Below are 22,702 nucleotides of genomic sequence, written 5' to 3' on the forward strand. Positions count from 1 at the left end.
AATTTGTGAAGTCCGCGTAGCTTCAGAATCATGACGAAGGCAATCACGGTCTCCGGACTGCACAAGTCGTTCGGCAGGACCCACGCCCTGGACGGGCTCGACCTGGACGTCGAGGCCGGCGAGGTGCACGGCTTCCTCGGCCCGAACGGCGCCGGCAAGTCGACCACCATCCGCGTGCTCCTCGGACTGCTCCGCGCCGACTCGGGCGCCGTGCAGATGCTCGGAGGCGACCCCTGGGCCGACGCCGTGGAGCTGCACCGCAAGGTCGCGTACGTCCCCGGCGACGTCACCCTGTGGCGCAACCTCAGCGGCGGCGAGGTCATCGACCTGTACGGACGGCTGCGCGGCGGCCTCGACGAGCGGCGCCGCGCCGAACTCGTCGAACGCTTCGAGCTGGACCCCACCAAGAAGGGCCGCACGTACTCCAAGGGCAACCGGCAGAAGGTCGCGCTCGTCGCCGCCTTCGCCGCCGCCGACGTCGACCTGCTCATCCTCGACGAGCCCACCTCGGGACTCGACCCGCTGATGGAGGAGGTCTTCCAGGCGTACGTGCGCGAGGCCGCCCGCGAACGCGGACAGACCGTCCTGCTGTCGTCCCACATCCTCAGCGAGGTCGAGGAGCTCTGCGACCGCGTCAGCATCATCCGCAAGGGCCGCACCGTCGAGAGCGGCTCCCTCGCCCAGCTGCGCCACCTCACCCGCACCAGCGTCACCGCCGAACTCGCGGGCCCGCCCAACGGGTTGGCGAACCTGCCCGGCGTGCACGGCCTCGACGTCCAGGGCCACCGCGTGCGGCTCCAGGTCGAGTCCGACCGGCTCGACGCCGTACTGCGCTCCCTCACCGCGTCCGGCGTCCGGTCCCTGACCAGCACGCCGCCCACCCTCGAAGAGCTCTTCCTGCGCCACTACCAGGAGGACCTCACCGGGGCCGCCCCCTCCGAGGTGACCCGATGAGCGCCGCCGTCACCGCCACCACCACCGGCTATGCCCCGCGCACCGGCGGCAGCCGCCAACTCGCCGGGACCGGCGCCCTGTTGCGGCTCGCCCTGCGCCGCGACCGGATCATGATGCCGGTCTGGATCTACGTCGTGGCCCTCACCGTCGTCACCATGCCGAAGACCCTGAAGGGCCTGTACGGGACGGACGCCGAGCGGGCCGGCGTGCTCGACACCATGCGCACCAACAGCTCGCTGCGCGCCCTCTACGGACCGGCCCTCGACGACTCCCTCGGCGGGCTCACCGTATGGCGGGTCGGCGCGTACGCGGCCGTGTTCGCTGCGGCGATGAGCCTGCTGATCGTCGTCCGGCACACCCGCGACGAAGAGGAGAGCGGGCGCCAGGAGATGGTGTCCGCCGCGATGGTCGGCCGGCGCGCCCCGCTCACCGCCGCCCTGCTCACGGCCCTGATCGCGAACGCGACGATCGCCGTGTTCATCACCGTCGGCATGGCCGTCACGGCCGGTGACGGGCTCGCGGGCGCGCTCGCGCTGGGCCTCGCGACCGGCGGCGCCGGCATGGTCTTCGCGACGATGGCCGCGATCGTCGCCCAGTTCACCGAGAGCGCCCGGCTCGCCCGCGGCGCGACCGCGGGACTGCTCGGAGTGGCCTTCGTGCTGCGCGCCGCCGGTGACGCCGGCAGCGTCGACGGTTCGTCCGTCATGACCTGGCTCTCCCCGATCGGCTGGCTGGAGAACACCCGCGCCTACGCCGGTGAACGCTGGTGGGTGCTGCTCCTGTTCGCCGCGGCCGTGCTCGCCCAGGGCGCGGCGGCCTACGTCCTCGCCGGGCGCCGCGACATCGGCATGAGCTTCCTGCCCAGCCGCCCGGGACCGGCCCGCGGCCGGATCGGTTCCGCGGCCGCCCTCGCCCGGCGGCTCCAGCGCGGCAGCGTCCTCGGCTGGTCCCTCGCCTTCCTCGCGTCCGGCGCCGCGCTCGGCGGCGTCACCAACGGGGCCACCGATCTCGTCGGCGGCAGCGCGGACACCCGCGAGATCATCGAGCGGATGGGCGGCCAGTCCGGGCTCACCGACGCGTTCCTCGCCGCGATGGTCGGCATGCTCGGCATGGTCGCCGCGCTCTACGTCGTCCAGGCCGTGCTGCGCCTGCACGCCGAGGAGACCGGACAGCGGGCCGAGCCCGTCCTGAGCGGCGCGGTGGGCCGGCTGCGCTGGGCGGCCGGCCACCTGGTCATCGCCTTCGGCGGCGCCGTGCTGATCATGCTGCTCGGCGGGCTCGGCCTGGCCGCCGGATACGGCCACGACCTGGGCCCGATCCTCGCCGCGTGCCTGGTCCAGCTCCCCGCGGTGTGGGTGCTCGGCGCGGTCGCCGCGCTCCTGTACGGGCTCGCCCCCCAGGCCGCCCCGGCGGGCTGGGCCGTGGCCGGCGCGGCCCTGCTCCTCGGCTGGCTCGGCCCGGCCCTGAAGCTCCCGCAGGCGATCATGAACCTGTCCCCGTTCGGCCACCTCCCGAAGCTGCCCGGCGGCACGATGGACTGGCCGCCGGTGCTCGTCCTGACCGGTCTGGCGGCGGTGCTCGTCGCCGCCGGCCTCGCGGCCCTGCGCCGCCGCGACCTCTCCAACTAGCCGGTCACCGGCTGCGGTTCAGAGCTCGACCGGCAGTCCCTCGAGGCCCCGGATCACGAAGTTCGGCTTGCGCACAGGCTCCGACGTCGCCCGCAGCGTCGGGGCCTGCGTCAGCAACGCCCGCATGGACGCGGCGAGTTCGATCCGGGCGAGCGGGGCGCCGATGCAGTAGTGGATGCCCGCGCTGAAGGAGATGTGCGGATTCTCGGCGCGGGTCAGGTCCAGACGCTCGGGGTCGCGGAAGACCTCCGGGTCGTGGTTCGCGGAGCCGAAGAGCAGCGCCACTTCGGAGCCCCGGGGGATGACCGTCCCGGCGACCTCGATGTCCTCCAGGACCCAGCGTTCGAAGAGCTGGAGCGGGGTGTCGTAGCGCATCAGCTCCTCGATCGCGGACGGGACCAGGGAGTGGTCCGCGCGCAGGGCGGCCAGCTGCCCGGGGTGGCGGAACAGGGCCGCCCAGCCGTTCACCGTGGAGTTGACCGTGGCCTCGTGGCCCGCGTTCAGGAGCAGCACGCAGGTGGAGATCATCTCCTGCTCGGTCAGCCGGTCGCCCTCGTCGTACGCGGCGATCAGACCGGAGACCAGGTCGTCGCCGGGGTCGGTGCGGCGGGCGGCGATCAGCTCCCGCAGATACGCCGTGAACTCGACGGACGCCCGGACCGCGGCCCGTGCCGTCTCCTCCGGCGGATTCAGCTCGTACATGCCGCAGATCGCCGCCGACCAGGGGCGCAGCAGGGGCCGGTCGGACTCCGGGATGCCGAGCATCTCGGCGATGACGGCGACGGGGAGGGGCTCCGCGACCGCCGTCAGGAGGTCGCCGCCGCCGGCCGCGACGAGGTCCCCGACGAGGTCGCCGGCCAGCTTCTCCACGTAGGGGCGCAGCCGGTCGACCGTGCGCGGGGTGAAGGCCTTGGAGACGAGGCGACGGATGCGGGTGTGGTCCGGCGGCTCCAGGTCGAGCATGCCGTGGTCGTTGAGGGTGTGGAACGGCTCGTGCTCCGGCGGTGGCGCGGTCCGGCCGAACTCCTCGTGCGTGCAGCGGTGTTGGTAGGTGCGGCCCAGACGGCGGTCCCGGAGCAGGGCGGAGACGTCCCGGTGGTGCGGGATCAGGTACTGGCGGGTGGGCTCGTAGCGGTGGACACGGCCGGACGCGCGCAGCGCGCGGTACGCGGGGTAGGGGTCGGCCAGGAACTCCGGGGACCAGGGGTCGAAGGCGGTGACGGTGTGGCTCATGAGCGGACGTTAGTCCTGCCGTCCGGGGCGGGGACAGGCCCACGAGCTCGGGTGGCCCGGGTCCGGCCGGCGTCCGCGGCCCCGATCGGGCTTCTCGCACCCCGCGGCGGAGCCGCTGACGGACACAGCCCCGCGCCCCTGAAATGCAGACCCTCCGGGTCGCATTTCCCCGAGGAAGGCGCAGTCAGCTCGGGGTCACGAGGCGGGCCTCGTACGCGAAGACCGCCGCCTGGGTGCGGTCGCGCAGCCCCAGCTTCACCAGGATCCGGCTGACGTGCGTCTTGATCGTGGACTCTGCGACGACGAGACGGGTGGCGATCTCCGCGTTCGACAGGCCCTGGGCGATGAGGACGAGGACCTCCGTCTCCCGTTCGGTCAGCTCGCCGTAGGCCTCGGCGCGGACGCGGGGCGTCTCGGCGAGCTTGGAGAACTCGGTGATCAGACGGCGGGTCACCGTTGGTGCGAGCAGCGCCTCGCCGGAGGCCACCACGCGGACCCCGTCGGCGAGCTGGCGGGCCGAGGCGTCCTTGAGGAGGAAGCCCGAGGCGCCCGCGCGGAGCGCCTGGTACACGTACTCGTCGAGGTCGAAGGTGGTGAGGACGAGGACCTTCGCGCCCTCACCCGCGGCGACGATCTCGCGGGTGGCGTCGATGCCGTTGAGCTCCGGCATGCGGATGTCCATGAGGACGACGTCGGGGCGCAGTTCGCGGACCCGGGCGACGGCCTCCGCCCCGTTGACGGCCTCGCCGACGACCTCGATGTCCGGCATGGCGCCCAGCAGCACCGAGAAGCCCTCGCGGACCATCATCTGGTCGTCGGCGATCAGCACCCTGATCATGCGTCGCCCTCCGCGTCCGGCGTGGCCGCGACCGGCACGAACACCGAGACCTCGTAGCCACCGTCGTCCGTCGCGCCCGCCGTCATCTCGCCGCCGAGCATCGCGACCCGCTCCCGCATGCCGGTGACCCCGTGCCCCGCGCCGGGGCTGGGCTTCACCAGGGCGCCGGGCGGCCCGTTCACGATCCGCAGGCCGAGCCCGCCGAGCACGTACGCGACCTCCACCCGGGCCGGGGCGCCGGGCGCGTGCCGCAGGACGTTGCTGAGGGCCTCCTGGACGATGCGGTACGCGGACAGCTCGACGCCGGGCGGCAGTTCACGGACGGCGCCGGTCACGGCACGGTCGACGGTGAGGCCGGCGTCACGGACGTTGTCCAGGAGGCGGTCGAGGTCGGCGAGGGTCGGCTGCGGCGCGTCCGGCGCCTCGTAGTCCTCGGCCCGTACGACGCCCAGGACCCGGCGCAGCTCGGTGAGGGCCGCCACCGCGTTCTCCCGGATCGTCACGAACGCCTGCTCCAGCTCCGGCGGCGGGTTCTCCACGCGGTACGGGGCCGCCTCGGCCTGGATGGCGACGACCGACATGTGGTGGGCGACGACGTCGTGCAGCTCGCGGGCGATGTTCGTACGCTCCTCGAGGAGGGTGCGGCGGTCGCGTTCGACGGCGCCGGCCGTGCGCTCCTGGACGACCTCGCGGCGGGCCGTCCGGTTGACCTGGACCAGGGTCACCAGGGCGACCGCGATACCCGAGGCGACCAGCATCGGAACGGCGTCGCTGTTGTACCAGTCGCCGCCGGTCACCGGCGTCACGACGAACCCGTAGAGCGTGCTCAGCGCCCACATGCCGGCCGCCGTGCGGGGCCCGGTGCGGGCCGCGACGATCATCATCACGAGGGTGTGCCCGACGAGGCTGCCCGCGGGCCAGGGGGTCGGGGAGCCGCCGGTCACGAAGACGAGGACGGCGGCCGCGCCCAGCGAGACCCACCAGGCGAGGACGGGGCGCAGCAGCGTGAGCGCCACCGGCGCCGCCACGAGGATTCCGCACAGCACGGCGACGTACGCGTCGGCGCCGAAGCTGACGCTCTCCGCGCCGACGGCGAACGTGAGCAGGGCGAGGGCCAGCACGGCGGCGTGCGGCAGCACCCCCAGTTCGCCGCGTATCCGGCGCGGGAACATCCGGGTCCAGGGGCCGTCGGCCGCGGCGCGGGGCAGCGGACGGTACGCCCGCACGTCCCGGAACAGGTCCGCGCGGAGCCCGCTCAGCGCCGCCTTGACCAGGCTGAGCTCGGGGCTGGCGGAGGTGGTCGTCTCGGTCATGCGCCTCACGGTAGGCGCCCCACCCACCCCGGGTCGTCCCCACCGGGACGGGTCCCTCCGGGTCCCCCTCAAGTACTACGCGCGGCCCTCCGGGCAGGGGCGGGTGCCTTGTCCTTCCGGGCAGGGGCGGGTGCCTTGGCTCTCCGGGCGGGGACGGGTGCCTTCCGGGTGGGGACGGGTGCTTCCGGGTGGGGACGGGTGCTTCCGGGCGGGGCGGGTGCCTTTCGGGGGCCAGGTCGCAGGCTGGGGCTCAGCCCTGGCCCGCCGCCTGCTCCCACCCGCCCGCCCCCTCCGGGGCCGTCGGCCCGGCACCGGGCGCACCCCACAAGGGCTCGGGGCCGCCCCTAGCGCCGGGCGTACCCCAGAAGGGCTGTTGGCCTGCCTCCGACCGGCGTCTCCTTCGCGGGGTACGACGGGCGAATGGCAGCCCGAAGCCCCGCCCCCGTGCGAGGCCCGCACCCAGTCCATCCTGAACCGTCTGCCCCGCCGCCGGCCCAGCCTTGGGGCCCAGTCCTGGCCCGCCGCCTGCTCCCACCCGCCCGCCCCCTCCGGGGGCAGTCGGCCCGGCGCCGGGCGCACCCGACAAGGGCTTGAGGCTGTCCCCAGCACTCGGCGCACCCCAAAAGGGCTGGGGCGTCCCCAGCGCCGGGCGCACCTCGCAAGGGCTGCGGGCTGTCTCCGACGGAGCGACTCCATCGCGGGGCACGTCCGACAGGCCCCTGGGGCGCACGAAGTGTGCCTTCAGGGGCGCGGGGAACTGCGCGACCAGCCACGACGCTGGCGCACCCGGCGACGATGCTCGCCCGCAACGGCGAGAGCGCTGCAACCGGGACTGACTGGAACGCGCACCCGATGCTGGGGCGCTGCCTCGCTCCAGGCCACGGAGACCGCATACGCACCCGGTCGGGGCCGCAGCGCTGCCCCGAGGCCGGGCGCCGGGCCGACGCCCCCGGAGGGGGCGGGCGGGTGGGAGCAGGCGGCGGGCCAGGGGGCCCGGAGTGGCCCAGGCCGGCGCGGCCGGCAGCCGTACCCAGGGCTCCAGTACGGCTGGAGGCAGGGCGCTGGGGCGAGGTCGTCAGGGTGTGGGAGCGGGCGGCGGGCCAGGCGGCCCGGAGTGGCCCAGACCGGCGCGGCCGGCAGCCGTACCCAGGGCTCCAGTACGGCCGGAGGCAGAGCGGCGGGCCAGGGGGCCTGAGCGGCCGAGACCGGCGCGGCCGGCAGCCGTAGCCGGGGCTCCAGTACGGCCGGAGGCAGGGCGCTGGGGCGATGCCGTCAGGGTGTGGGAGAACCGGGCGGGCCGCCCGGGAGGCCGGGGCTGGGCCGAGACCAGGGCCTGCGGAAGCCGTATCCGTATCCGGGGTCGTCTGTGCTGCCCGAGGCCGGGCGCCGGGCCGACGCCCCCGGAGGGGGCGGGATGGTGGGAGCAGGCGGCGGGCCAAATGAGAGGCCCTACGCCAGAGATCAGAAGTCGGAGTCCGGACGCCGGAGAAGCCAACCCCGGGGACCTGGAAGTGCCGGGCCAGGGACGCCCCGTCAGGGGCGCGGGGAACTGCGCGACCAGCCACGACGGCGCGGCACCCGGCGACGGCACCGCCCCCCGGCGGCACTGCACCCCCTGCGGCACCGCCCCCCGACGGCACTGCACCCCCTGCGGCACCGCCCCCCCCGACGGCACCGCCCCCCGACGGCACCGCCCCGCCCCACCAGCCCGCAGCCGCGAACCGCAGTCGCGGGCCGGTGAAAAGGGGACGTCAGGCCACGTGCTCGTCCGCGACGGAGAGCGCCGCGTCCAGGGCCGCGAGGCCCTCCTTCAGTTCGGCCTCGGTGATGTTGAGGGCCGGCACGACATGCGTGCGGTTCATGTTGACGAAGGGCCACAGACCGTTCGCCTTGGCGGCCCCCGCGAACGCCGCCATGGGAGCGTTGGCCTCGCCCGCGGCCGCGTACGGCACGAATGGCTCCCGCGTCTCCCGGTCCCGTACGAGTTCGAGCGCCCAGAACATGCCGACGCCGCGCACCTCGCCCACCGACGGATGCCGCTCGGCGAGCTCCCGCAGCCCGGGCTCGACGACCTCCGTCCCGAGCCGCGCCGCGTTGGCGACGATGCCCTCCTCCTCCATCACGTTGATGGTGGCGACGGCCGCGGCGCAGGCCAGCGGGTGCCCGGAGTAGGTGAGACCGCCCGGGTAGGGCCGCTTGGCGAAGGTCTCCGCGATGGCGCCGGAGATCGCGACACCGCCCAGCGGTACGTACCCCGAGTTGACGCCCTTGGCGAAGGTCAGCAGGTCCGGCGTCACGTCGTACAGGTCGGCGGCGAACCACTCACCGGTGCGCCCGAAGCCGGCCATGACCTCGTCGAGGACCATGACGATGCCGTACTTGTCGCACAGCTCGCGCACGCCGGCCAGGTAGCCCGCGGGCGGCAGCATGATGCCCGCGGTGCCCGGCACGGTCTCCAGGATGATCGCGGCGATCGTCGCCGGACCCTCGAACTGGATCGTCGTCTCCAGGTGCTCCAGCGCGCGGGCGCACTCCTGCTCCTCCGTCTCGGCGAAGAAGCGGGACCGGTACAGGAACGGCGCCCAGAACCGGACGACGCCCGCGGAGCCCGTGTCGCTGGCCCAGCGGCGCGGGTCACCCGTCACGTTGATCGCCTGCTGGGTGCCGCCGTGGTACGAGCGGTACGCGGCGAGCACCTTGGGCCGGCCCGTGTGCAGACGGGCCATGCGCAGGGCGTGCTCGACGGCGTCGGCACCGGCGTTGGTGAAGAAGATCTTGTCGAGGTCGCCGGGCGTGCGCTCGGCGATGAGGCGGGCGGCCTCCGAGCGGGACTCGACGGCGAACGCGGGCGCGAACGTCGTCATCGTCGCGGCCTGCTCCTGGATCGCGGCGACGACCTTCGGGTGCTGGTACCCGATGTTCGTGTAGACGAGCCCGGACGTGAAGTCGAGGTACCGGTTGCCCTCGTAGTCCCAGAAGTAGGAGCCTTCTGCGCCGGCGACGGCGAGCGGGTCGATGAGTTCCTGCGCGGACCAGGAGTGGAACACGTGCTTGCGGTCCGCGGCCTTGACGGCGGCGCCGACCTGGGGATTCGGCTGAGGGGTCATGAGCCCGAGGGTAGATGTCCGCACTGTGGGCGCACCATCGGCGTCCTGTACGCCCGCCGCCGCCGAACGCGACAGTTTGTCGGGGTTCCCCGGCCGTTCCCTGGCGTTACGGAACCGTAGAAGGCGCATCGGTCCTCTGTGTCGTAGGCCCGCACTATTCTCGTGCTGTTGGTCACGATTCGGGGGAGGGTGGCGCGACATGGACAGACTGGACCGGCTGGGGCCGGGCGACCCGCAGCACATCGGCGCGTACCGGCTGCTGGGGCGGCTCGGGGCCGGTGGGATGGGGCAGGTCTATCTGGCGCGCTCGGAGCGGGGCCGCACGGTCGCCGTGAAGCTGGTGCGCGAGGAGCTCGCCGAGCAGGAGGAGTTCCGCAATCGCTTCCGGCAGGAGGTGCAGGCGGCGCAGCGGGTGGGCGGCGCTTGGACGGCGCCGGTGCTCGACGCCGACACGGAGGCCGCGGTGCCGTGGCTGGCCACGGGCTATGTCGCGGGTCCCTCGCTCCAGCAGGTCGTCTCGCACGATCACGGCGCGCTGCCCGAGCGTTCGGTACGGATCCTGGCGGCGGGCCTCGCGCACGCGCTGCAGGACATCCACGCGGCGGGCCTGATCCACCGCGACCTGAAGCCGTCGAACGTGCTGGTGACGATCGACGGCCCGCGCGTCATCGACTTCGGCATCGCGCGCGCCCTGGAGACGGTCACGGACGGCGGTCTGACGCGGACCGGCGCACTCGTCGGCTCGCCCGGTTTCATGGCGCCGGAGCAGGTGCGCGGGGACCGCATCACCCCGGCCTGCGACGTGTTCTGCCTCGGTTCGGTGCTGGCCTACGCGGCGTCGGGCGCGCTGCCCTTCGGTACGTCGAACAGCGGGGTGCACGCCCTGATGTTCCGTATCGCGCAGGAGGAGCCGGACCTCGACGGGCTGCCGGAGGGCCTGCAGGAGCTCGTACGGGACTGTCTGCGCAAGCGGCCCGCCGACCGGCCGACGCTCGAGGACATCCTGGAGCGGACGGGCGCGGAGGACACGCTCGGGGACGGCGGGCGCACCCGGGACCCGTGGCTGCCGGGCGCGCTCGTGGCGCAGCTGGGGCGGCACGCCGTGCAGCTGCTCGACTCGGAGGACCCGGAGCAGGCCTCCCTGCCGGCGGCCCCGGCCCGGCCCGCGCTGCCGCCCGCCCCGGAGCCCGCCCCGGCGCCCGCGCAGGCCGCGGAGCCCGACGCGCCGCCGCCGCCGGGCGCTCCGGGCGGGGCGCAGCTCGACCATCTCCCGACGATGATCGTCGGCCAGGACGCCGCGGCGCCGACGCCTCCGGCCCCGCCCGCGTACGGCTACCCGCAGGCGCACCCCCAGCCGCACCTCCACGCCCAGCCGCAGCCGCAGCCGGTGTGGAACCAGACGCCGCCCTACGGTCCCGGTCTCGCCCCCGTCGGCGTCCCGCCGCAGGAGCCCCCGCGCCGGGGCCGCTCCACGGCGGCGCTCGTCGCGGTCGCGCTGATCGTGGCGCTCGGCGCGGGCGGCTCGGTGTACGCGCTGATGAAGAACGACGGCTCGGCCGAGGGCAAGGGCGGCGACGACCCGAAGCCGTCCGGCCAGTCCTCGGCCGCGCCCTCGCAGCAGGGCGGCGAGACGACCCCGGGGCAGCAGTCCACCGAGCCGCCCGACTCCCCGTCGCAGTCCGACCCGGCGCAGGCCGGGGCGGGCGACATCCCGGCGAAGTTCCTGGGCACGTGGACGAACGAGCAGGACAACGACTACGGGCACATCACCCGCACCCTCGTCATCGAGCAGGGCGAGCCCGGCGACACCGTGCTCAGGCTGACCCAGGACGGCACGCTGGACAGCGGATCCCCGTACCACTGCGAGTTCGAGGGCGCCCTCGCGTCCGCCGACGACTCCACCCTGAACGTCCAGGGCACGGAGGCGGTCGTCGCCGAGCCGCAGGTCGCGTGCCGCCCCGGCACGCCGAGCACGGTGACGGTCCTGTCCTCGGGCGAGCTGCGCCGCACCCTGATCGACTCGACCGGCCACCGCCAGGTCCTCACGTACGACAAGGAGGGCTGACGGCGGCCGGTGCGGGCGGCTCAGCGTGAGTCGGCCGGGCAGTCCAGACTGTCGTCCGGCCCCCACGTCGTCCTGCGCAGCTCCGGGCCGAGGCCGAACGCGCCGCAGTACGCCACCAGCCGGGGTTCGCCCTCGGTGGCCATCTCGATCACGATCGCCTTGTCGCGCGGAGGCTTCGAACCGGGGTTGCTCTGCGGGTAGCGGATGGCGCCGCTCGTGCCCTGCAGGGCGATCCGGTTGTCGAGCTTGGACTTCAGCGCGGACGGGGTGACGTCCTGCCGGTTGCTGGCGTTGGCGTCGTCCGCGGCCGCGCTCATCACGAGGTAGGCGTCGTGGGCCATCGGGCCGTGCCCGTCGTCGCGCCACTTGTCGTCCGGGCCCGCGTAGTAGGCGTAGTTGCGGACGTAGCGGCGTGCCACGTTGTTCGCCAGTTCGTGGCCCGCGGGCAGTACGTGGGCCGTGTGGTAGAGCCGCAGCTCCGACACGTTGTACTTGAAGTCGCCGTTCAGTTCGGCGTTGGTGATGTCGTTGCCGCCGATGACTGTCAGGGTGCGGCCCGTGCACTCGGTCCTGGTGTAGCTGGACAGGAAGCTGCTGAAACTGTTCACGCGGGACGACCAGTAGACGACGGTGCGCGGGTTCGCCGTGACGTATCCGCAGATCTGCTGGGCGATCTCGGCGGGGTCGCCCGAGTCGCCGGAGTAGCGGAGCATCTTGGCGCCGCCCGGCTCCAGCGCGTCGAACTTCCGGACGAACTCGGCGCCGATCTCGTTGCTGTAGAGGTCCGCCTCGGTGCTCACGACGACCGCCTGGGTCGCCGACTCGCACCGCGCGGGCCCGCCGCCCGCGCCGTCCCCGCCGTCCGCCTCGATCACCGGGCCCTCGTGCGCGAGCTGCACGGCGAGCGTGCTCTCGCGGTCGTCGTTGGGGGCCATCGGCCGGTAGTACGGTCCGGCCTTCTCCATCGCGTCCGCCGACGCCGTCGTGCTGATCGCCGGCACCTGGTGCTCGCTGAGGACGCGGGCCGCCGCCCGCGTCTCGTGCCGGCTCTCGGCGAAGCCGATGACGCCGACGACCGTGCGGTGGTCCCGGGCCGCACGCGTGCGCTCCACGTCGCGCACGATGCCGTCCGCGACCTTCTCCGCCCGCTCGAAGTGCGGGCCCGCGTCCCGCACGTCCACGCGGAGCGCGACCCGGCTGCGGCTGCTGTCCCGGTGCGCCTCGGTGTTGAACCGGGACTGCGCCAGCCAGATGCCGCGCAGCTCCGACAGCGCCTTGTACGCGCCCTCGGTGGGCGACGGGGCGACGTAGACGACCGTGCGGACGACGTACTGCTCCTCGATCGGGGCCGACGCGGTCGCCTTCTCGTCGTCCTCGGCCCGCCGGTTGTTCTTCTCGATCTGCACGAGCACCTTGCGGTAGGCGGCGGCCGGATCGTCGTCGCGCAGCGCGTTGCGCGCCACGTGCAGATCGAGGATCTCCTCGGGCTTCCCGGCGCCGCGCGAGACCCTGGTGCCGTCCAGGCAGCGCGCGTACGTGCCCTCGTCCGCCCCGCCGAGCGGGCTCATGCTCACGCCGGTCCCGATCAGCGCGGCCAGCACGACGCCGATCGCCGCGGCCTCCAGGCGCGGCCCCCACATCGGCGCGGGCGGGCGCAGCCGGGCGACCGGCAGGCCCTCGCCCGCGAACGCCGGGTCCGCGAAGCGGCGGCCGAGGATCCAGGGCGCCGCCTCGACATCCCCGTGCTCGGCGGGCGGGTCGGTCAGGTGCTGGCCCACGACGGCGAGGCTCTCCACGTCCTGCCGGTGCCAGGTCTGCCCGGCGGCCTCCGGATGGCCTTCCGGCTCGCCTGCCCCGACGACGAACAGGGACGCGGAGCCCGGCGCCCGGTAGGCGCTGCGGTACGCCTGGAGGAAGCGTGCCGCGTCGTGACCCTGCGGGGTGTCCGCGGCGGGCAGTTCGAGCAGGACGACGCGACGGGTGCGGCGGCGGCGCTTCCAGGGGCCCGCGAGGCGCGCCGGATGCGAGCGGTGCAGGTCGGACAGGAGGGCGCGCAGCAGCAGTTTCTCCAGTTCGAGCAGCGCGTTCTGGCGCTCGTGCCCGGGGCCGCGCAGCGCGAGGCCCTGCGCCACGACGACGTCGCCGACCTGGTCGAAGACAGACCGCGCGGGGTGTGCGAGGTGCAGCCAGGCGCGGTACCAGCCGTAGCGGCGCGAGCGCAGCAGGCGGTGGCCCCAGCGCCGGTCCCACAGTTTGCGGGGCAGGCTGTAGAAGAGGGGGTGGGACAGCAGCCGCGACAGGTAGGCGAGGACGAGATTGCCGCCGTCCGCCGCCGGCACGAGCTTCGCCAGGTGGTGCGCCGGGCCCTTCGACTCGGCGACCCGCTGCGCGTACAGGGCGTCGCGCAGCTCCCGGCCCTGCAGGCGGTCGTTCAGCTCGGCGTCGGTGAGGGCGCCGTCGCCCTCCCGGGGCAGCCGGGCGAGCCGGATCGCGTACGACACCATCCGGGCGACGAACTCGAAGTCCCGCAGCCGCAGTTCACCGACGTGGCGGGGCGGCTGGGTGCGCAGGTCGCGGCCCACGCGGAGGGTGAGCAGCTCCTCGCCGGGCCGGTCCGGCGGCAGCTGCTGGGGGCGCGAGAAGGCGACGGCCCGCCCGTCCCCGGTGCGCAGCGCCCGCTCCAGCGAGTCGAGCACCCGCTGCCGGCGCGCGCACCGCTCGTCACCGAACCCGCCGGTGTCCAGCAGGACCGGGGGCAGGGGTGTGCTCGCCGGTTTGAGCACCTGCCACCGCTCGGGGTAGACGGCTGCTCTGAAGGCTCGCAGAAACTCCGTCGCGCCCTCGTCGTTCGGGAATCCCATCGTCGCGATCCCTTGGCCTTGATGTCATGGGGCGGTCAAGTATGAGGCAGAACAGGAGAGTTGGGACCGGAGTCGCCGAAAACGGCGAAGCCGCCGCTGTCGGTCCGCGGAGCTAACGTGTGAGGCGGGGGACGAACGAGAGGAAAGAGCAGTGACCGGTACGGCGACGACGCTCGCGCAGGCCCGGGCCGAACTGGCCGCGCTGGAGGACCCGAAGGCGCGCGCCGTCAACGAGAGGCACGGCGACGACCACGGCGTGAACCTCACCAGGCTGCGCGCCCTCGCCAAGCGCGTCGGACCCGACCAGGACCTGGCCCGCGCCCTGTGGTCCACCGACGACACGGCCGCGAAACTCCTGGCCCTCCTCGTCGCCCGCCCCAAGGCCTTCCCCCGCGACGAGCTGGACACGATGCTCCGCACGGCCCGCACCCCGAAGGTCCACGACTGGCTCGTCTCCTACGTCGTGAAGAAGAGCCCGCACGCGGAGGACCTCCGCCTGGCCTGGCTGGAGGACCCCGACCCGGTCGTCGCGAGCGCCGGCTGGGCCCTGACCACGGACCGCGTCGCGAAGAAGCCGGCCGGCCTGGACCTCCCCGCCCTCCTCGACACGATCGAGTCCGACATGAAGACGGCCCCCGACCGCCTCCAGTGGGCGATGAACCACTGCCTGGCCCAGATCGGCATCTCCCACGTGCCCCTCCGCCCCCGCGCCCTCGCGATCGGCGAACGCCTCGAAGTCCTCAAGGACCACCCGACCCCACCCGGCTGCACGTCCCCCTACGCCCCGACCTGGATCACGGAGATCGTCCGGAGGCAGTCCGCGAAGGGCTGACAGACCGCGACGGGCTGACCCCGGAAAGGCCGACGCCCCGCCCCGCCGGGTGGGCGGGGCGGGGCGTCGGTCGTGAGGCGCGTCCTGGGTTACAGGAACGAGTTGATCTCGATCGTCTCGTCGCGGCCGGGGCCGACGCCGATGGCCGAGATGGGGGCGCCGGACATGTCCTCCAGGGCCTTCACGTACGCCTGCGCGTTCTTGGGGAGGTCGGCGAAGGTCTTGGCCTTCGTGATGTCCTCCGACCAGCCGGGCAGGGTCTCGTAGATCGGCTTCGCGTGGTGGAAGTCGGTCTGGGAGTACGGCAGCTCCTCGACGCGCTTGCCGTCGATCTCGTACGCGACGCAGACCGGGATCTGCTCCCAGCCGGTGAGGACGTCGAGCTTGGTGAGGAAGAAGTCGGTCAGGCCGTTGACGCGGGTCGCGTAGCGGGCGATGACCGCGTCGAACCAGCCGCAGCGACGGTCACGGCCGGTGGTGACACCGCGCTCGCCGCCGATGCGGCGCAGGTCCTCGCCGTCCTGGTCGAAGAGCTCGGTCGGGAACGGGCCCGCGCCGACTCGCGTGGTGTACGCCTTCAGGATGCCGATGACGCGGCTGATCTTCGTCGGGCCGACGCCGGCGCCGGTGCAGGCGCCGCCCGCGGTCGGGTTCGACGAGGTGACGAAGGGGTACGTGCCGTGGTCGATGTCCAGGAGCGTGCCCTGGCCGCCTTCGAAGAGGACGACCTTGTTCTCCTCGAGGGCGTTGTTCAGGATCAGGGTCGTGTCGGCCACGTAGCCCTTGATCTGGTCCGCGTAACCGAGGAGCTCCTCCACCACCTGCTGCGACTCGATCGCGCGACGGTTGTACAGCTTGGTCAGGAGCTGGTTCTTGACCTCGAGCGCCGCTTCGACCTTCTGGGTGAGGATCGACTCGTCGTAGAGGTCCTGCACGCGGATACCGACGCGGTTGATCTTGTCCGCGTAGGTCGGGCCGATGCCGCGCCCGGTCGTGCCGATCTTGCGCTTGCCGAGGAAGCGCTCCGTCACCTTGTCGACCGTGACGTTGTACGGCGTGATGATGTGAGCGTTGCCGCTGATCAGGAGCTTGGACGTGTCGACGCCGCGCTCGTTCAGACCGCTCAGCTCGGAGAGCAGGACCGACGGGTCGACGACGACACCGTTACCGATGACCGGCGTGCAGTCCGGGGAGAGGATTCCGGAAGGGAGGAGGTGCAGCGCGTACTTCTGGTCGCCTACGACAACCGTGTGGCCGGCGTTGTTGCCGCCCTGGTAGCGCACTACGTAGTCCACGGACCCACCGAGCAGGTCGGTGGCCTTTCCCTTGCCTTCGTCACCCCACTGAGCACCGAGCAGCACAAGTGCGGGCACAGGCGTACACCCCTTCCGGGCGGGGCATGTCCAAGGTCAGGGGCCGCAGCCGCTGATGTGCGTCACAGCCTTCGTGAACCTTGGGGTACCCCGGAATAGACGAAGCCCCTGGCGCAATAGCGCAAGGGGCTCTTGCACAAAGATGCTACCCGAGGAAGCGAGGCGGAGCCGAGGTGGCGGCTTTGGACCATCCGTCGGACCGCGTGGGCGAGGCGCTGTCGCGGCAGCTCCTGGTGATCGTGGACCCGTCGGCGCGGCGTGCGGACGGGGAGTCCGTACGGATCGCGAAGGACGTTCTGTGCGCGGCCGCGACCGCGAAGGTGTGCCTGCCGGAGGGGCCCGCGGAGTTCGCGCGGGCGCTGGCGCGGCGGGGCGGGAGGCGGCCCGTGGTCGTGGGCGACGACCGGGCATTGCTGCGGGCCGTGTCGCTGCTCCACCGGGACCGGGAGCTGGGCGACGCCGTGCTGGCGATGGTGCCCGTGGGGGCTTCCGTGGGGCTCGCGCGCTCCCTCGGGGTGCCGGCGGGCCCGGTCGCGGCGGCGCGGGCGGCGCTCGACGGGGTGGAGCGGCGGCTCGACCTGCTGGTCGACGACAGTGACGGGGTGGTGCTCGGCGAGCTCCGGATCCCGCCGGTCGGGCCTTCCGGGGAGAGCTCCGGCGGTTCCGGACTGCCGTTCCTGCGGACGTGCCGGTCGCTGGTGCGCGGGTTCGGGACGCGGTCGGCGGGGAGCGCGGCGCCCGCGCCGGGGGCGGCGGCCCGGCTCCGGGTCGAGGCCGACGGGGTGATGCTGGTGGACCTGGACCAGCCGGTCGACGGGGTGTCCGTGGGGGCGGGGGCGGGCTTCGCGCAGGTCGAGGTGCGGGTCGGCGCCGCCGGCGGGGCGGTCCGGGTGGCAGCCCGGAGCGTGACCGTCTCGGGGGCCGATTTCCGGTACCGGGCCGACGCGGTGATCGGGGGTCCGGTACGGAGACGGACCTGGGCGGTCCGCGCGGGGGCGTGGGCGCTGGCGTTGCCGTAGCGGGCCGCGGGGGCTCGGCGCGGGTGCGGGTGGGGCCGCGTCGGGGTCACCGTCGGGGCTGGACTGCGCTGCCGTCCGCGGCGCCACGGGGAGGTGGACGGTCAGGGGCGGGGCCAGGGGCGGCCGTCGAGGCGTTCTATCGCTCGGTTGAGGCGGTGCAGGGACGCGGTGAAGGTCGCGGCCTCGGCGGGGGTCCAGTCGTCCATCAGGTCCTCCAGAATGCCGAGGTTGCGGGCGCGGTCGCCGTCCAGCGCGCGCTCGCCCTCCTCCGTGATCCGGAACTTGCGGGCGATCCCGCCGTCGGGGTCGGGGATGCGCTCGACGAGGCCCTGCCGGGTCATCGCGGCGGTCTGCCGGTTCAGCGTCGACGCGTCGAGCCCGGTCGCCTCGCTGAGCTGGCCGATCGACATCGGGCCGACCATCTGGATGCGGGTGAGCAGGATGTAGGCGCTGCGGTCGAGGTTCCAGATCGACGCTCTGGCGCGGTGCGCGAAGAGATACGCGTGCCGGTTGAACAGCATCGTCTCGAACTCGAGCTGCCGCATCGTGGCGTCCTTGTCGCCACCCGAGCCCTCGCTCGCGTCAGCCACCTCAGCCACCTCGACCCGTCCTTCCTCCGCTTACCGGCAGGTATATCACGGCGATATGCACCGTACATGTGTTGTGCATCGTGCACATGAATTGTACGGTGCACATCCCAAGGACGAAGGAGCTCAACCGCCATGGAAGCCAGCAAGCCCGGGGCCGCGCCCACCGGCCACCCCGGGCGCATCGTCGCCGTACTCGCGTTCGGCGGCATCGTGGCCTCGGTCATGCAGACCCTGGTCGTGCCCCTGCTCGGCGAGCTGCCGCGCATCCTCGGCACCTCCCGGTCGAACGCGACCTGGGTCGTCACCGTCACCCTGCTCGCGGGCGCCGTCGCCACGCCGATCATGGGGCGGCTCGGAGACCTGTACGGCAAGCGGCGGATGCTGCTCGTCTCGACCGTGCCGCTGATCGCCGGTTCGGTCGTCGCCGCGCTGGCCTCCGGCCTGACCACGATGGTCGTCGGCCGGGGCCTCCAGGGCCTCGGCGTCGGTCTCGTGCCGCTCGGCATCAGCCTGCTGCGCGATCTCGTGCCGCCGGAGAAGCTCGGCACGTCCATCGCCCTGATGAGCGCCTCGCTCGGTATCGGCGGCGCGCTCGGGCTGCCGTTCGCCTCGGCGATCGCGGACTACGGCAGCTGGCGCGTGCTCTTCTGGGTGTCGGCGGGCCTGAGCGTGGCCATCGCCGCGCTGCTGAAGTTCGCCGTGCCCGACACGGAGCGGCGGGCGCCGGTGACGGGCGGCTTCGACTACGTCGGGGCCGTCGCGCTCGGCGCCGGTCTGGTCGCGCTGCTGCTCGCCGTGTCGAAGGGCGCGGACTGGGGCTGGGGGAGCGGGACGACGCTCGGCCTGTTCGCCGTCGCCGTCGTCGTGCTGCTCGGCTGGGGGCTGTGGGAGCTGCGCGTACCGGAGCCCATGGTGGACCTGCGCACCACCGCCCGGCCGCGGGTCCTGCTGACGAACGCCGCGTCCGTCGTGGTCGGCTTCGCGATGTACGCCTCGTCGCTGATCGTGCCGCAGCTGCTGCAGCTGCCGAAGGAGACCGGGTACGGGCTCGGGCAGTCGATGATGGCGATGGGCCTGTGGATGATGCCGGGCGGGCTGATGATGATGGCGGTCGCGCCGCTCGGCGGGAAGCTGTCCGGCAAGCACGGGCCGAAGGTCACGCTGCTGCTCGGCAGCGTCGTGATCGCCATCGGGTACGGGATCTCCGGGTTCCTGATGAGCAGCGCGTGGCAGCTGACGCTGGTGATGTGTGTGATCACGGCGGGGGTGGGGTTCGCCTACGGTGCGATGCCGGCCCTGATCATGAGTGGTGTGCCGCAGTCCGAGACGGCGGCGGCGAACAGCTTCAACACGCTGATGCGGTCCATCGGTACGTCGGCCTCCGCCGCCGTGATCGGGGTCGTGCTGTCGCAGATGACCGTGTCGGGGGGCGGGTTCACGCTTCCGTCCGAGGACGCGTTCCGTACGGGGATGTTGATCGGGTGCGGGGTGGCGGTGATCGGGGCGCTGATCACGCTGGCGATTCCGTATCGCGCCGCCGAGGTGGGCGCTGCCGGGGGTGAGGCGGGGGTGTCGGCGGAGGCGGCGGCCGCCCGGCCGGGGGCGGCGCGTTCCTGAACGGGTCGCGCCGTAGGGGCCGGGCTTCGTCGCCGGGTGCGCCACCGTCGTGGTTGCTCGCGCAGTTCCCCGCGCCCCTGAAGGCGCACTTCGTGCGCCCCCAGGGGCCGTCGGCTCGCGCCCCGCGGCGGAGTCGCTGAACGGACACAGTCCCGGGCCCCTGAAGGCGCACTTCGTGCGCCCCCAGGGGCCGTCGGCTCGCGCCCCGGGGCGGAGTCGCTGAGCGGACACAGTCCCGCGCCCCTGAAGGCGCACTTCGTGCGCCCCCAGGGGGCCGTCTTCGGGATCGGTGTGGTCAGCTGAAGATGATCATGGAGCTTTGGGCCAGGCTGCGGGTTGCGGCCTGGTGGAGGCCCAGCCAGACGTGGCGTTCGCGGGCGAACGGGCTGTCGTCGAGGGGGACGGACGCGGCCGGCTCCTCGAGGGACGTCGGCGCCGCCGGAGGCACGGGCGGCAGCGGCGGGTTCGCCGGGTCGATCCCGATGGCCGGCGCCACGAACTCCAGCTCCCGCAGCAGCGCGTGCGAGGAGCCCAGCGGCCCGCCCCCGGCGAGGAGTTCGTCGTCGGACAGCGGCGCGGGGAAGTCCACGGGCACGTACGCGCCCGCGTGGTCGTAGTGCCAGACCAGGTGCGAGCTCTGGGCCGTCGACTCGAACATCTCCAGCAACTGCTCGTAGTCCCCGCCCAGTTCGTCGACCGGCGTCACCACGAGCCCGCACAGCTGGAGCAGATAGGCGCGGCGCAGGAAGTGCAGCGCGTCGTAGTCGAACCCCGCGACCGGGGCCACGTCACCGGAGAGCCCCGGCATGTACGCGTGGACCGGCACCGGCGGGAGTCCCGCGTCGTGCAGTGCCCTGTCGTAGAGCGCGAGTTCCTCGGCGAAGGGGTTGTCGGGGCTGTGGCACAGCACGTCGACCAGGGGGACCAGCCACAGGTCACAGGCCAAGGGGGCTCCTTCGAAGCTCCGTTCGCACCGGGGGTTCCCGGCGTACGCCAGCGTAATGGGCGACACGGCGGCACCACCCTGCCTTGCAGGTACCCATCGCGGGCAGGGAATCAGTCCGGGATTCGGCCCGGGAACGGTCAGCCCTTGGCGAGGGACTCGATCAGGACGAGCGCGTCCTCGTTGTACGCGGCGACGATCGCGTGCGCCGCGTGCGCGTCCCGCGCGACGAGCGCGTCGACGAGCTCGCAGTGCCCCGACCAGAGCCGGCCGCGCAGATCGCCGGCCCGGCGCAGGTGCGGCACCGCGCACATCCAGGACTGGACGCGCAGCCGGTGGAAGAAGTCGGACAGGTACGGGTTGCCGAAGAGCGCGGAGAGCTCGCGCCAGAAGCGCAGGTCGTAGCCGATCAGCACGTTCAGGTCGCCGGCCCCGGCGGCGCGGGCGGCCTCCTCGCCGCGGCGCCGGACCCCGGCGAGGGCGGCGGGCGTGCGCGGATCGTCCGGCGGGTTCTCGGACAGGCCCCGGAAGATGCCGTCGGCGACGAGACTGCGGGCCTCGATCATCGAGCGGTAGTCGCCCAGCGAGTACTCGTGGACCCGGAAGCCGCGGTGCTGGGCCGAGTCGAGCAGCCCCTGCGCGGTCAGGTCGACCAGCGCCTCACGGACGGGGGTCGCCGACACCCCGTACCCCTCGGCGATCTCCTTGACCGTGAACTCCTGCCCCGGGGCGAGCCGCCCGCCGAGGATCTCGTCGCGCAGCGCGTCCGCGATCTGCTGGCGCAGGGTGCTGCGGGTGACGGCGAGGCCGTCGGAGACTGGCACGGATCGGATCCCTAGGGTCGGCCGGCGGCGGCTGCGTCGCCGCTGTCGATGCTGATGATGTTCGCGATGTCGTTACTGATGCGGAAACGACTGTACGAATCGCCAGCCTAGCCCCACCCCTCAGCGCGGCTCCGGCGGTCGCTGGCGGGGCATGTTCGGACGGGTGCCCGGAGGGAGCGGGAAGCGGCCCGGCGGCGGGACCTCGGCGGGCCGCGGTGGGCCGGGCACGGAGGACTGCATGCCGAGCGGGGCCGGGCCCGAGCGGAACTCGACCATCCAGTCCGCGGTCTCGGCGCGGACCAGCTCGGTGACGTCCTCCGAGAAGCGGCGCAGGACGGACAGACAGCGCTCGGCGGCCTCGCCGGCCGTGCCCTCGGCGGGTCCGAGCACCTCGCGCACGCTCTCCGAGGCCCAGTCGAACTGCAGCACCTGGAGCCGTCGCTGCACGGCCTGCGCCGTGGCGACGTCCCTTATCCAGCCGGAGGTCAGCCCGAAGTACCGGTCGCCGACCACGCACGCGACCGCGAGCAGCAGCGCCAGATAGCCCCAGGGGGCGCCGCCGCGGATGACCCGCGTCAGGTCGAGCAGCGGCAGCACCGCTCCGCAGACCGCGCCGAGCGCGGCGCCCCCGCGCAGGGCCCGGGCGGCGCGCCGCTTGCGGACCCGGTCGGTGAGGTACCAGGAGGCGGTGCGCAGGGCGCCCTCCTCGACCCAGCGGTACAGCTCGTCGAGGCGCTCGGCGGGCTCGCCCCAGTCGCCGAGCGGGAACGCCCGCCCCGAGAGGTCACCGGTGCGCGCCCCGCCTCCGGCGGGGTCCGCCTGCGACGGACCCTCGGGCTGCATCTCCGGCTGACTCACCCGGCACTCCCTGGGCTGGTTACGGATGGGGCTGAATGTGCAGCATCTTCCTACCGCCCAATGGGTGGCCCTGTTCCCGTTTTCGAGGGGTATCCGCTCAGAAGTGGCCGTTGATCAGGTATAGGGACCCCGGCCGACTCACTCGAAAGAGTGCAGCGCGACATGCCGGGGCGGGCGCCCCCCGGACCACGTAGGCTCGTTCGGACAGACACTCCGTACAGACCGTCCGTACAGACCAAGGAGCTCATCGTGATCCCCGGTGGTGGCCAGCCCAACATGCAGCAGCTGCTCCAGCAGGCCCAGAAGATGCAGCAGGACCTCGCGAAGGCGCAGGAGGAGCTGGCGCGCACGGAGGTCGAGGGGCAGGCGGGCGGCGGTCTCGTCAAGGCGACGGTGACGGGCTCGGGCGAGCTGCGGGGCCTGGTCATCGACCCGAAGGCGGTCGACCCGGAGGACACCGAGACGCTGGCCGACCTGGTGGTCGCGGCGGTCCAGGCGGCGAACGAGAACGCGCAGTCGCTCCAGCAGCAGAAGCTCGGCCCGCTGGCCCAGGGCCTCGGCGGCGGCAGCGGCATCCCGGGCCTCCCCTTCTAGACCCGGTTCCGACTACCGTACGTATCAAGACAGCGGTGCGTATCAGGACACCG

At 73.3% G+C, this 22,702-nt stretch carries 17 protein-coding genes; 7 read left to right on the forward strand and 10 right to left on the reverse strand.

From position 1 onward, the window contains the following. Positions 1 to 30: 30 nt before the first annotated feature. Positions 31 to 954 carry an ABC transporter ATP-binding protein gene (locus IAG42_RS18855; protein ID WP_188338147.1) on the forward strand — a complete coding sequence of 308 codons (924 nt, stop codon included), beginning with the start codon at positions 31 to 33 and terminating at the stop codon, positions 952 to 954. Next, the gene (locus IAG42_RS18860; RefSeq protein WP_188338148.1) at positions 951 to 2,582 is read left to right on the forward strand and encodes an ABC transporter permease; all 1,632 of its coding nucleotides are present in this window, start codon (positions 951 to 953) and stop codon (positions 2,580 to 2,582) included. Before IAG42_RS18855 ends, IAG42_RS18860 begins: the two co-directional genes overlap by 4 nt. Positions 2,583 to 2,600: 18 nt before the next feature. Here IAG42_RS18860 and IAG42_RS18865 read toward each other — a convergent pair whose 3' ends face one another. The 4 genes from IAG42_RS18865 to IAG42_RS18880 all read right to left on the reverse strand — a co-directional run bounded on the left by IAG42_RS18865 (position 2,601) and on the right by IAG42_RS18880 (position 9,073). Further along, complete coding sequence (locus IAG42_RS18865; RefSeq protein ID WP_188338149.1) at positions 2,601 to 3,815, reverse strand: cytochrome P450; 1,215 nt, start codon at positions 3,813 to 3,815, stop codon at positions 2,601 to 2,603. Positions 3,816 to 3,999: 184 nt separating this feature from the next. Continuing rightward, positions 4,000 to 4,653 (reverse strand): response regulator, encoded by a 654-nt coding sequence (locus tag IAG42_RS18870; RefSeq protein ID WP_188338150.1) that lies wholly within the window; start codon positions 4,651 to 4,653, stop codon positions 4,000 to 4,002. Then, complete coding sequence (locus tag IAG42_RS18875; RefSeq protein ID WP_188338151.1) at positions 4,650 to 5,966, reverse strand: sensor histidine kinase; 1,317 nt, start codon at positions 5,964 to 5,966, stop codon at positions 4,650 to 4,652. Before IAG42_RS18875 ends, IAG42_RS18870 begins: the two co-directional genes overlap by 4 nt. A gap of 1,751 nt (positions 5,967 to 7,717) precedes the next feature. Beyond that, the gene (locus tag IAG42_RS18880; protein WP_188338152.1) at positions 7,718 to 9,073 is read right to left on the reverse strand and encodes an aspartate aminotransferase family protein; all 1,356 of its coding nucleotides are present in this window, start codon (positions 9,071 to 9,073) and stop codon (positions 7,718 to 7,720) included. A 208-nt stretch (positions 9,074 to 9,281) separates the two neighbouring features. On the opposite strand from IAG42_RS18880, the gene IAG42_RS18885 reads away from it, so the two are divergent. Next, entirely contained in the window at positions 9,282 to 11,138 is a 1,857-nt protein-coding gene (locus tag IAG42_RS18885) for a serine/threonine-protein kinase (RefSeq protein ID WP_188341468.1), read from the forward strand. 20 nt (positions 11,139 to 11,158) lie between these two features. Here IAG42_RS18885 and IAG42_RS18890 read toward each other — a convergent pair whose 3' ends face one another. Beyond that, positions 11,159 to 13,999, reverse strand: a complete 2,841-nt coding sequence (locus IAG42_RS18890; protein ID WP_188338153.1) for a type 1 periplasmic-binding domain-containing protein — start codon at positions 13,997 to 13,999, stop codon at positions 11,159 to 11,161. 151 nt (positions 14,000 to 14,150) lie between these two features. On the opposite strand from IAG42_RS18890, the gene IAG42_RS18895 reads away from it, so the two are divergent. Further along, complete coding sequence (locus tag IAG42_RS18895) at positions 14,151 to 14,831, forward strand: DNA alkylation repair protein (RefSeq protein ID WP_188338154.1); 681 nt, start codon at positions 14,151 to 14,153, stop codon at positions 14,829 to 14,831. An 89-nt stretch (positions 14,832 to 14,920) separates the two neighbouring features. Here IAG42_RS18895 and IAG42_RS18900 read toward each other — a convergent pair whose 3' ends face one another. Further along, positions 14,921 to 16,204 (reverse strand): adenylosuccinate synthase, encoded by a 1,284-nt coding sequence (locus IAG42_RS18900; protein WP_188338155.1) that lies wholly within the window; start codon positions 16,202 to 16,204, stop codon positions 14,921 to 14,923. A gap of 182 nt (positions 16,205 to 16,386) precedes the next feature. On the opposite strand from IAG42_RS18900, the gene IAG42_RS18905 reads away from it, so the two are divergent. Beyond that, complete coding sequence (locus IAG42_RS18905) at positions 16,387 to 17,223, forward strand: diacylglycerol kinase (protein WP_223206067.1); 837 nt, start codon at positions 16,387 to 16,389, stop codon at positions 17,221 to 17,223. 101 nt (positions 17,224 to 17,324) lie between these two features. Here IAG42_RS18905 and IAG42_RS18910 read toward each other — a convergent pair whose 3' ends face one another. Beyond that, positions 17,325 to 17,768, reverse strand: coding sequence for a MarR family winged helix-turn-helix transcriptional regulator (locus IAG42_RS18910; protein WP_188341469.1), 444 nt, complete (start codon positions 17,766 to 17,768; stop codon positions 17,325 to 17,327). 177 nt (positions 17,769 to 17,945) lie between these two features. Here IAG42_RS18910 and IAG42_RS18915 point away from each other — a divergent pair, with 177 nt between their 5' ends. Beyond that, positions 17,946 to 19,430 carry an MFS transporter gene (locus IAG42_RS18915; protein WP_188338156.1) on the forward strand — a complete coding sequence of 495 codons (1,485 nt, stop codon included), beginning with the start codon at positions 17,946 to 17,948 and terminating at the stop codon, positions 19,428 to 19,430. A gap of 295 nt (positions 19,431 to 19,725) precedes the next feature. Here IAG42_RS18915 and IAG42_RS18920 read toward each other — a convergent pair whose 3' ends face one another. The 3 genes from IAG42_RS18920 to IAG42_RS18930 all read right to left on the reverse strand — a co-directional run bounded on the left by IAG42_RS18920 (position 19,726) and on the right by IAG42_RS18930 (position 22,055). Then, a complete protein-coding gene (locus IAG42_RS18920; protein ID WP_188338157.1) occupies positions 19,726 to 20,376 on the reverse strand; it encodes a hypothetical protein in 651 nt (216 codons plus the stop codon). Positions 20,377 to 20,513: 137 nt separating this feature from the next. Then, complete coding sequence (locus IAG42_RS18925) at positions 20,514 to 21,197, reverse strand: GntR family transcriptional regulator (RefSeq protein WP_188338158.1); 684 nt, start codon at positions 21,195 to 21,197, stop codon at positions 20,514 to 20,516. A gap of 120 nt (positions 21,198 to 21,317) precedes the next feature. Continuing rightward, positions 21,318 to 22,055, reverse strand: coding sequence for an SLATT domain-containing protein (locus tag IAG42_RS18930; protein ID WP_223206068.1), 738 nt, complete (start codon positions 22,053 to 22,055; stop codon positions 21,318 to 21,320). 249 nt (positions 22,056 to 22,304) lie between these two features. Between IAG42_RS18930 and IAG42_RS18935 the strand changes: the two genes are divergently transcribed. Next, the gene (locus tag IAG42_RS18935; protein ID WP_188338159.1) at positions 22,305 to 22,649 is read left to right on the forward strand and encodes a YbaB/EbfC family nucleoid-associated protein; all 345 of its coding nucleotides are present in this window, start codon (positions 22,305 to 22,307) and stop codon (positions 22,647 to 22,649) included. Positions 22,650 to 22,702 lie beyond the last annotated feature (53 nt).

The organism is Streptomyces xanthii (assembly GCF_014621695.1).
Lineage (GTDB): Bacteria > Actinomycetota > Actinomycetes > Streptomycetales > Streptomycetaceae > Streptomyces > Streptomyces xanthii.

What these genes read in the sequence shown, in the direction of transcription:
- IAG42_RS18870 (WP_188338150.1), bottom strand. Translation starts at nt 4,653, where the DNA reads ATGATCAGGGTGCTGATCGCCGACGACCAGATGATGGTCCGCGAGGGC.
- IAG42_RS18875 (WP_188338151.1), bottom strand. Translation starts at nt 5,966, where the DNA reads ATGACCGAGACGACCACCTCCGCCAGCCCCGAGCTCAGCCTGGTCAAG.
- IAG42_RS18855 (WP_188338147.1), top strand. Translation starts at nt 31, where the DNA reads ATGACGAAGGCAATCACGGTCTCCGGACTGCACAAGTCGTTCGGCAGG.
- IAG42_RS18865 (WP_188338149.1), bottom strand. Translation starts at nt 3,815, where the DNA reads ATGAGCCACACCGTCACCGCCTTCGACCCCTGGTCCCCGGAGTTCCTG.
- IAG42_RS18915 (WP_188338156.1), top strand. Translation starts at nt 17,946, where the DNA reads ATGGAAGCCAGCAAGCCCGGGGCCGCGCCCACCGGCCACCCCGGGCGC.
- IAG42_RS18910 (WP_188341469.1), bottom strand. Translation starts at nt 17,768, where the DNA reads ATGCGGCAGCTCGAGTTCGAGACGATGCTGTTCAACCGGCACGCGTAT.
- IAG42_RS18860 (WP_188338148.1), top strand. Translation starts at nt 951, where the DNA reads ATGAGCGCCGCCGTCACCGCCACCACCACCGGCTATGCCCCGCGCACC.
- IAG42_RS18880 (WP_188338152.1), bottom strand. Translation starts at nt 9,073, where the DNA reads ATGACCCCTCAGCCGAATCCCCAGGTCGGCGCCGCCGTCAAGGCCGCG.
- IAG42_RS18890 (WP_188338153.1), bottom strand. Translation starts at nt 13,999, where the DNA reads ATGGGATTCCCGAACGACGAGGGCGCGACGGAGTTTCTGCGAGCCTTC.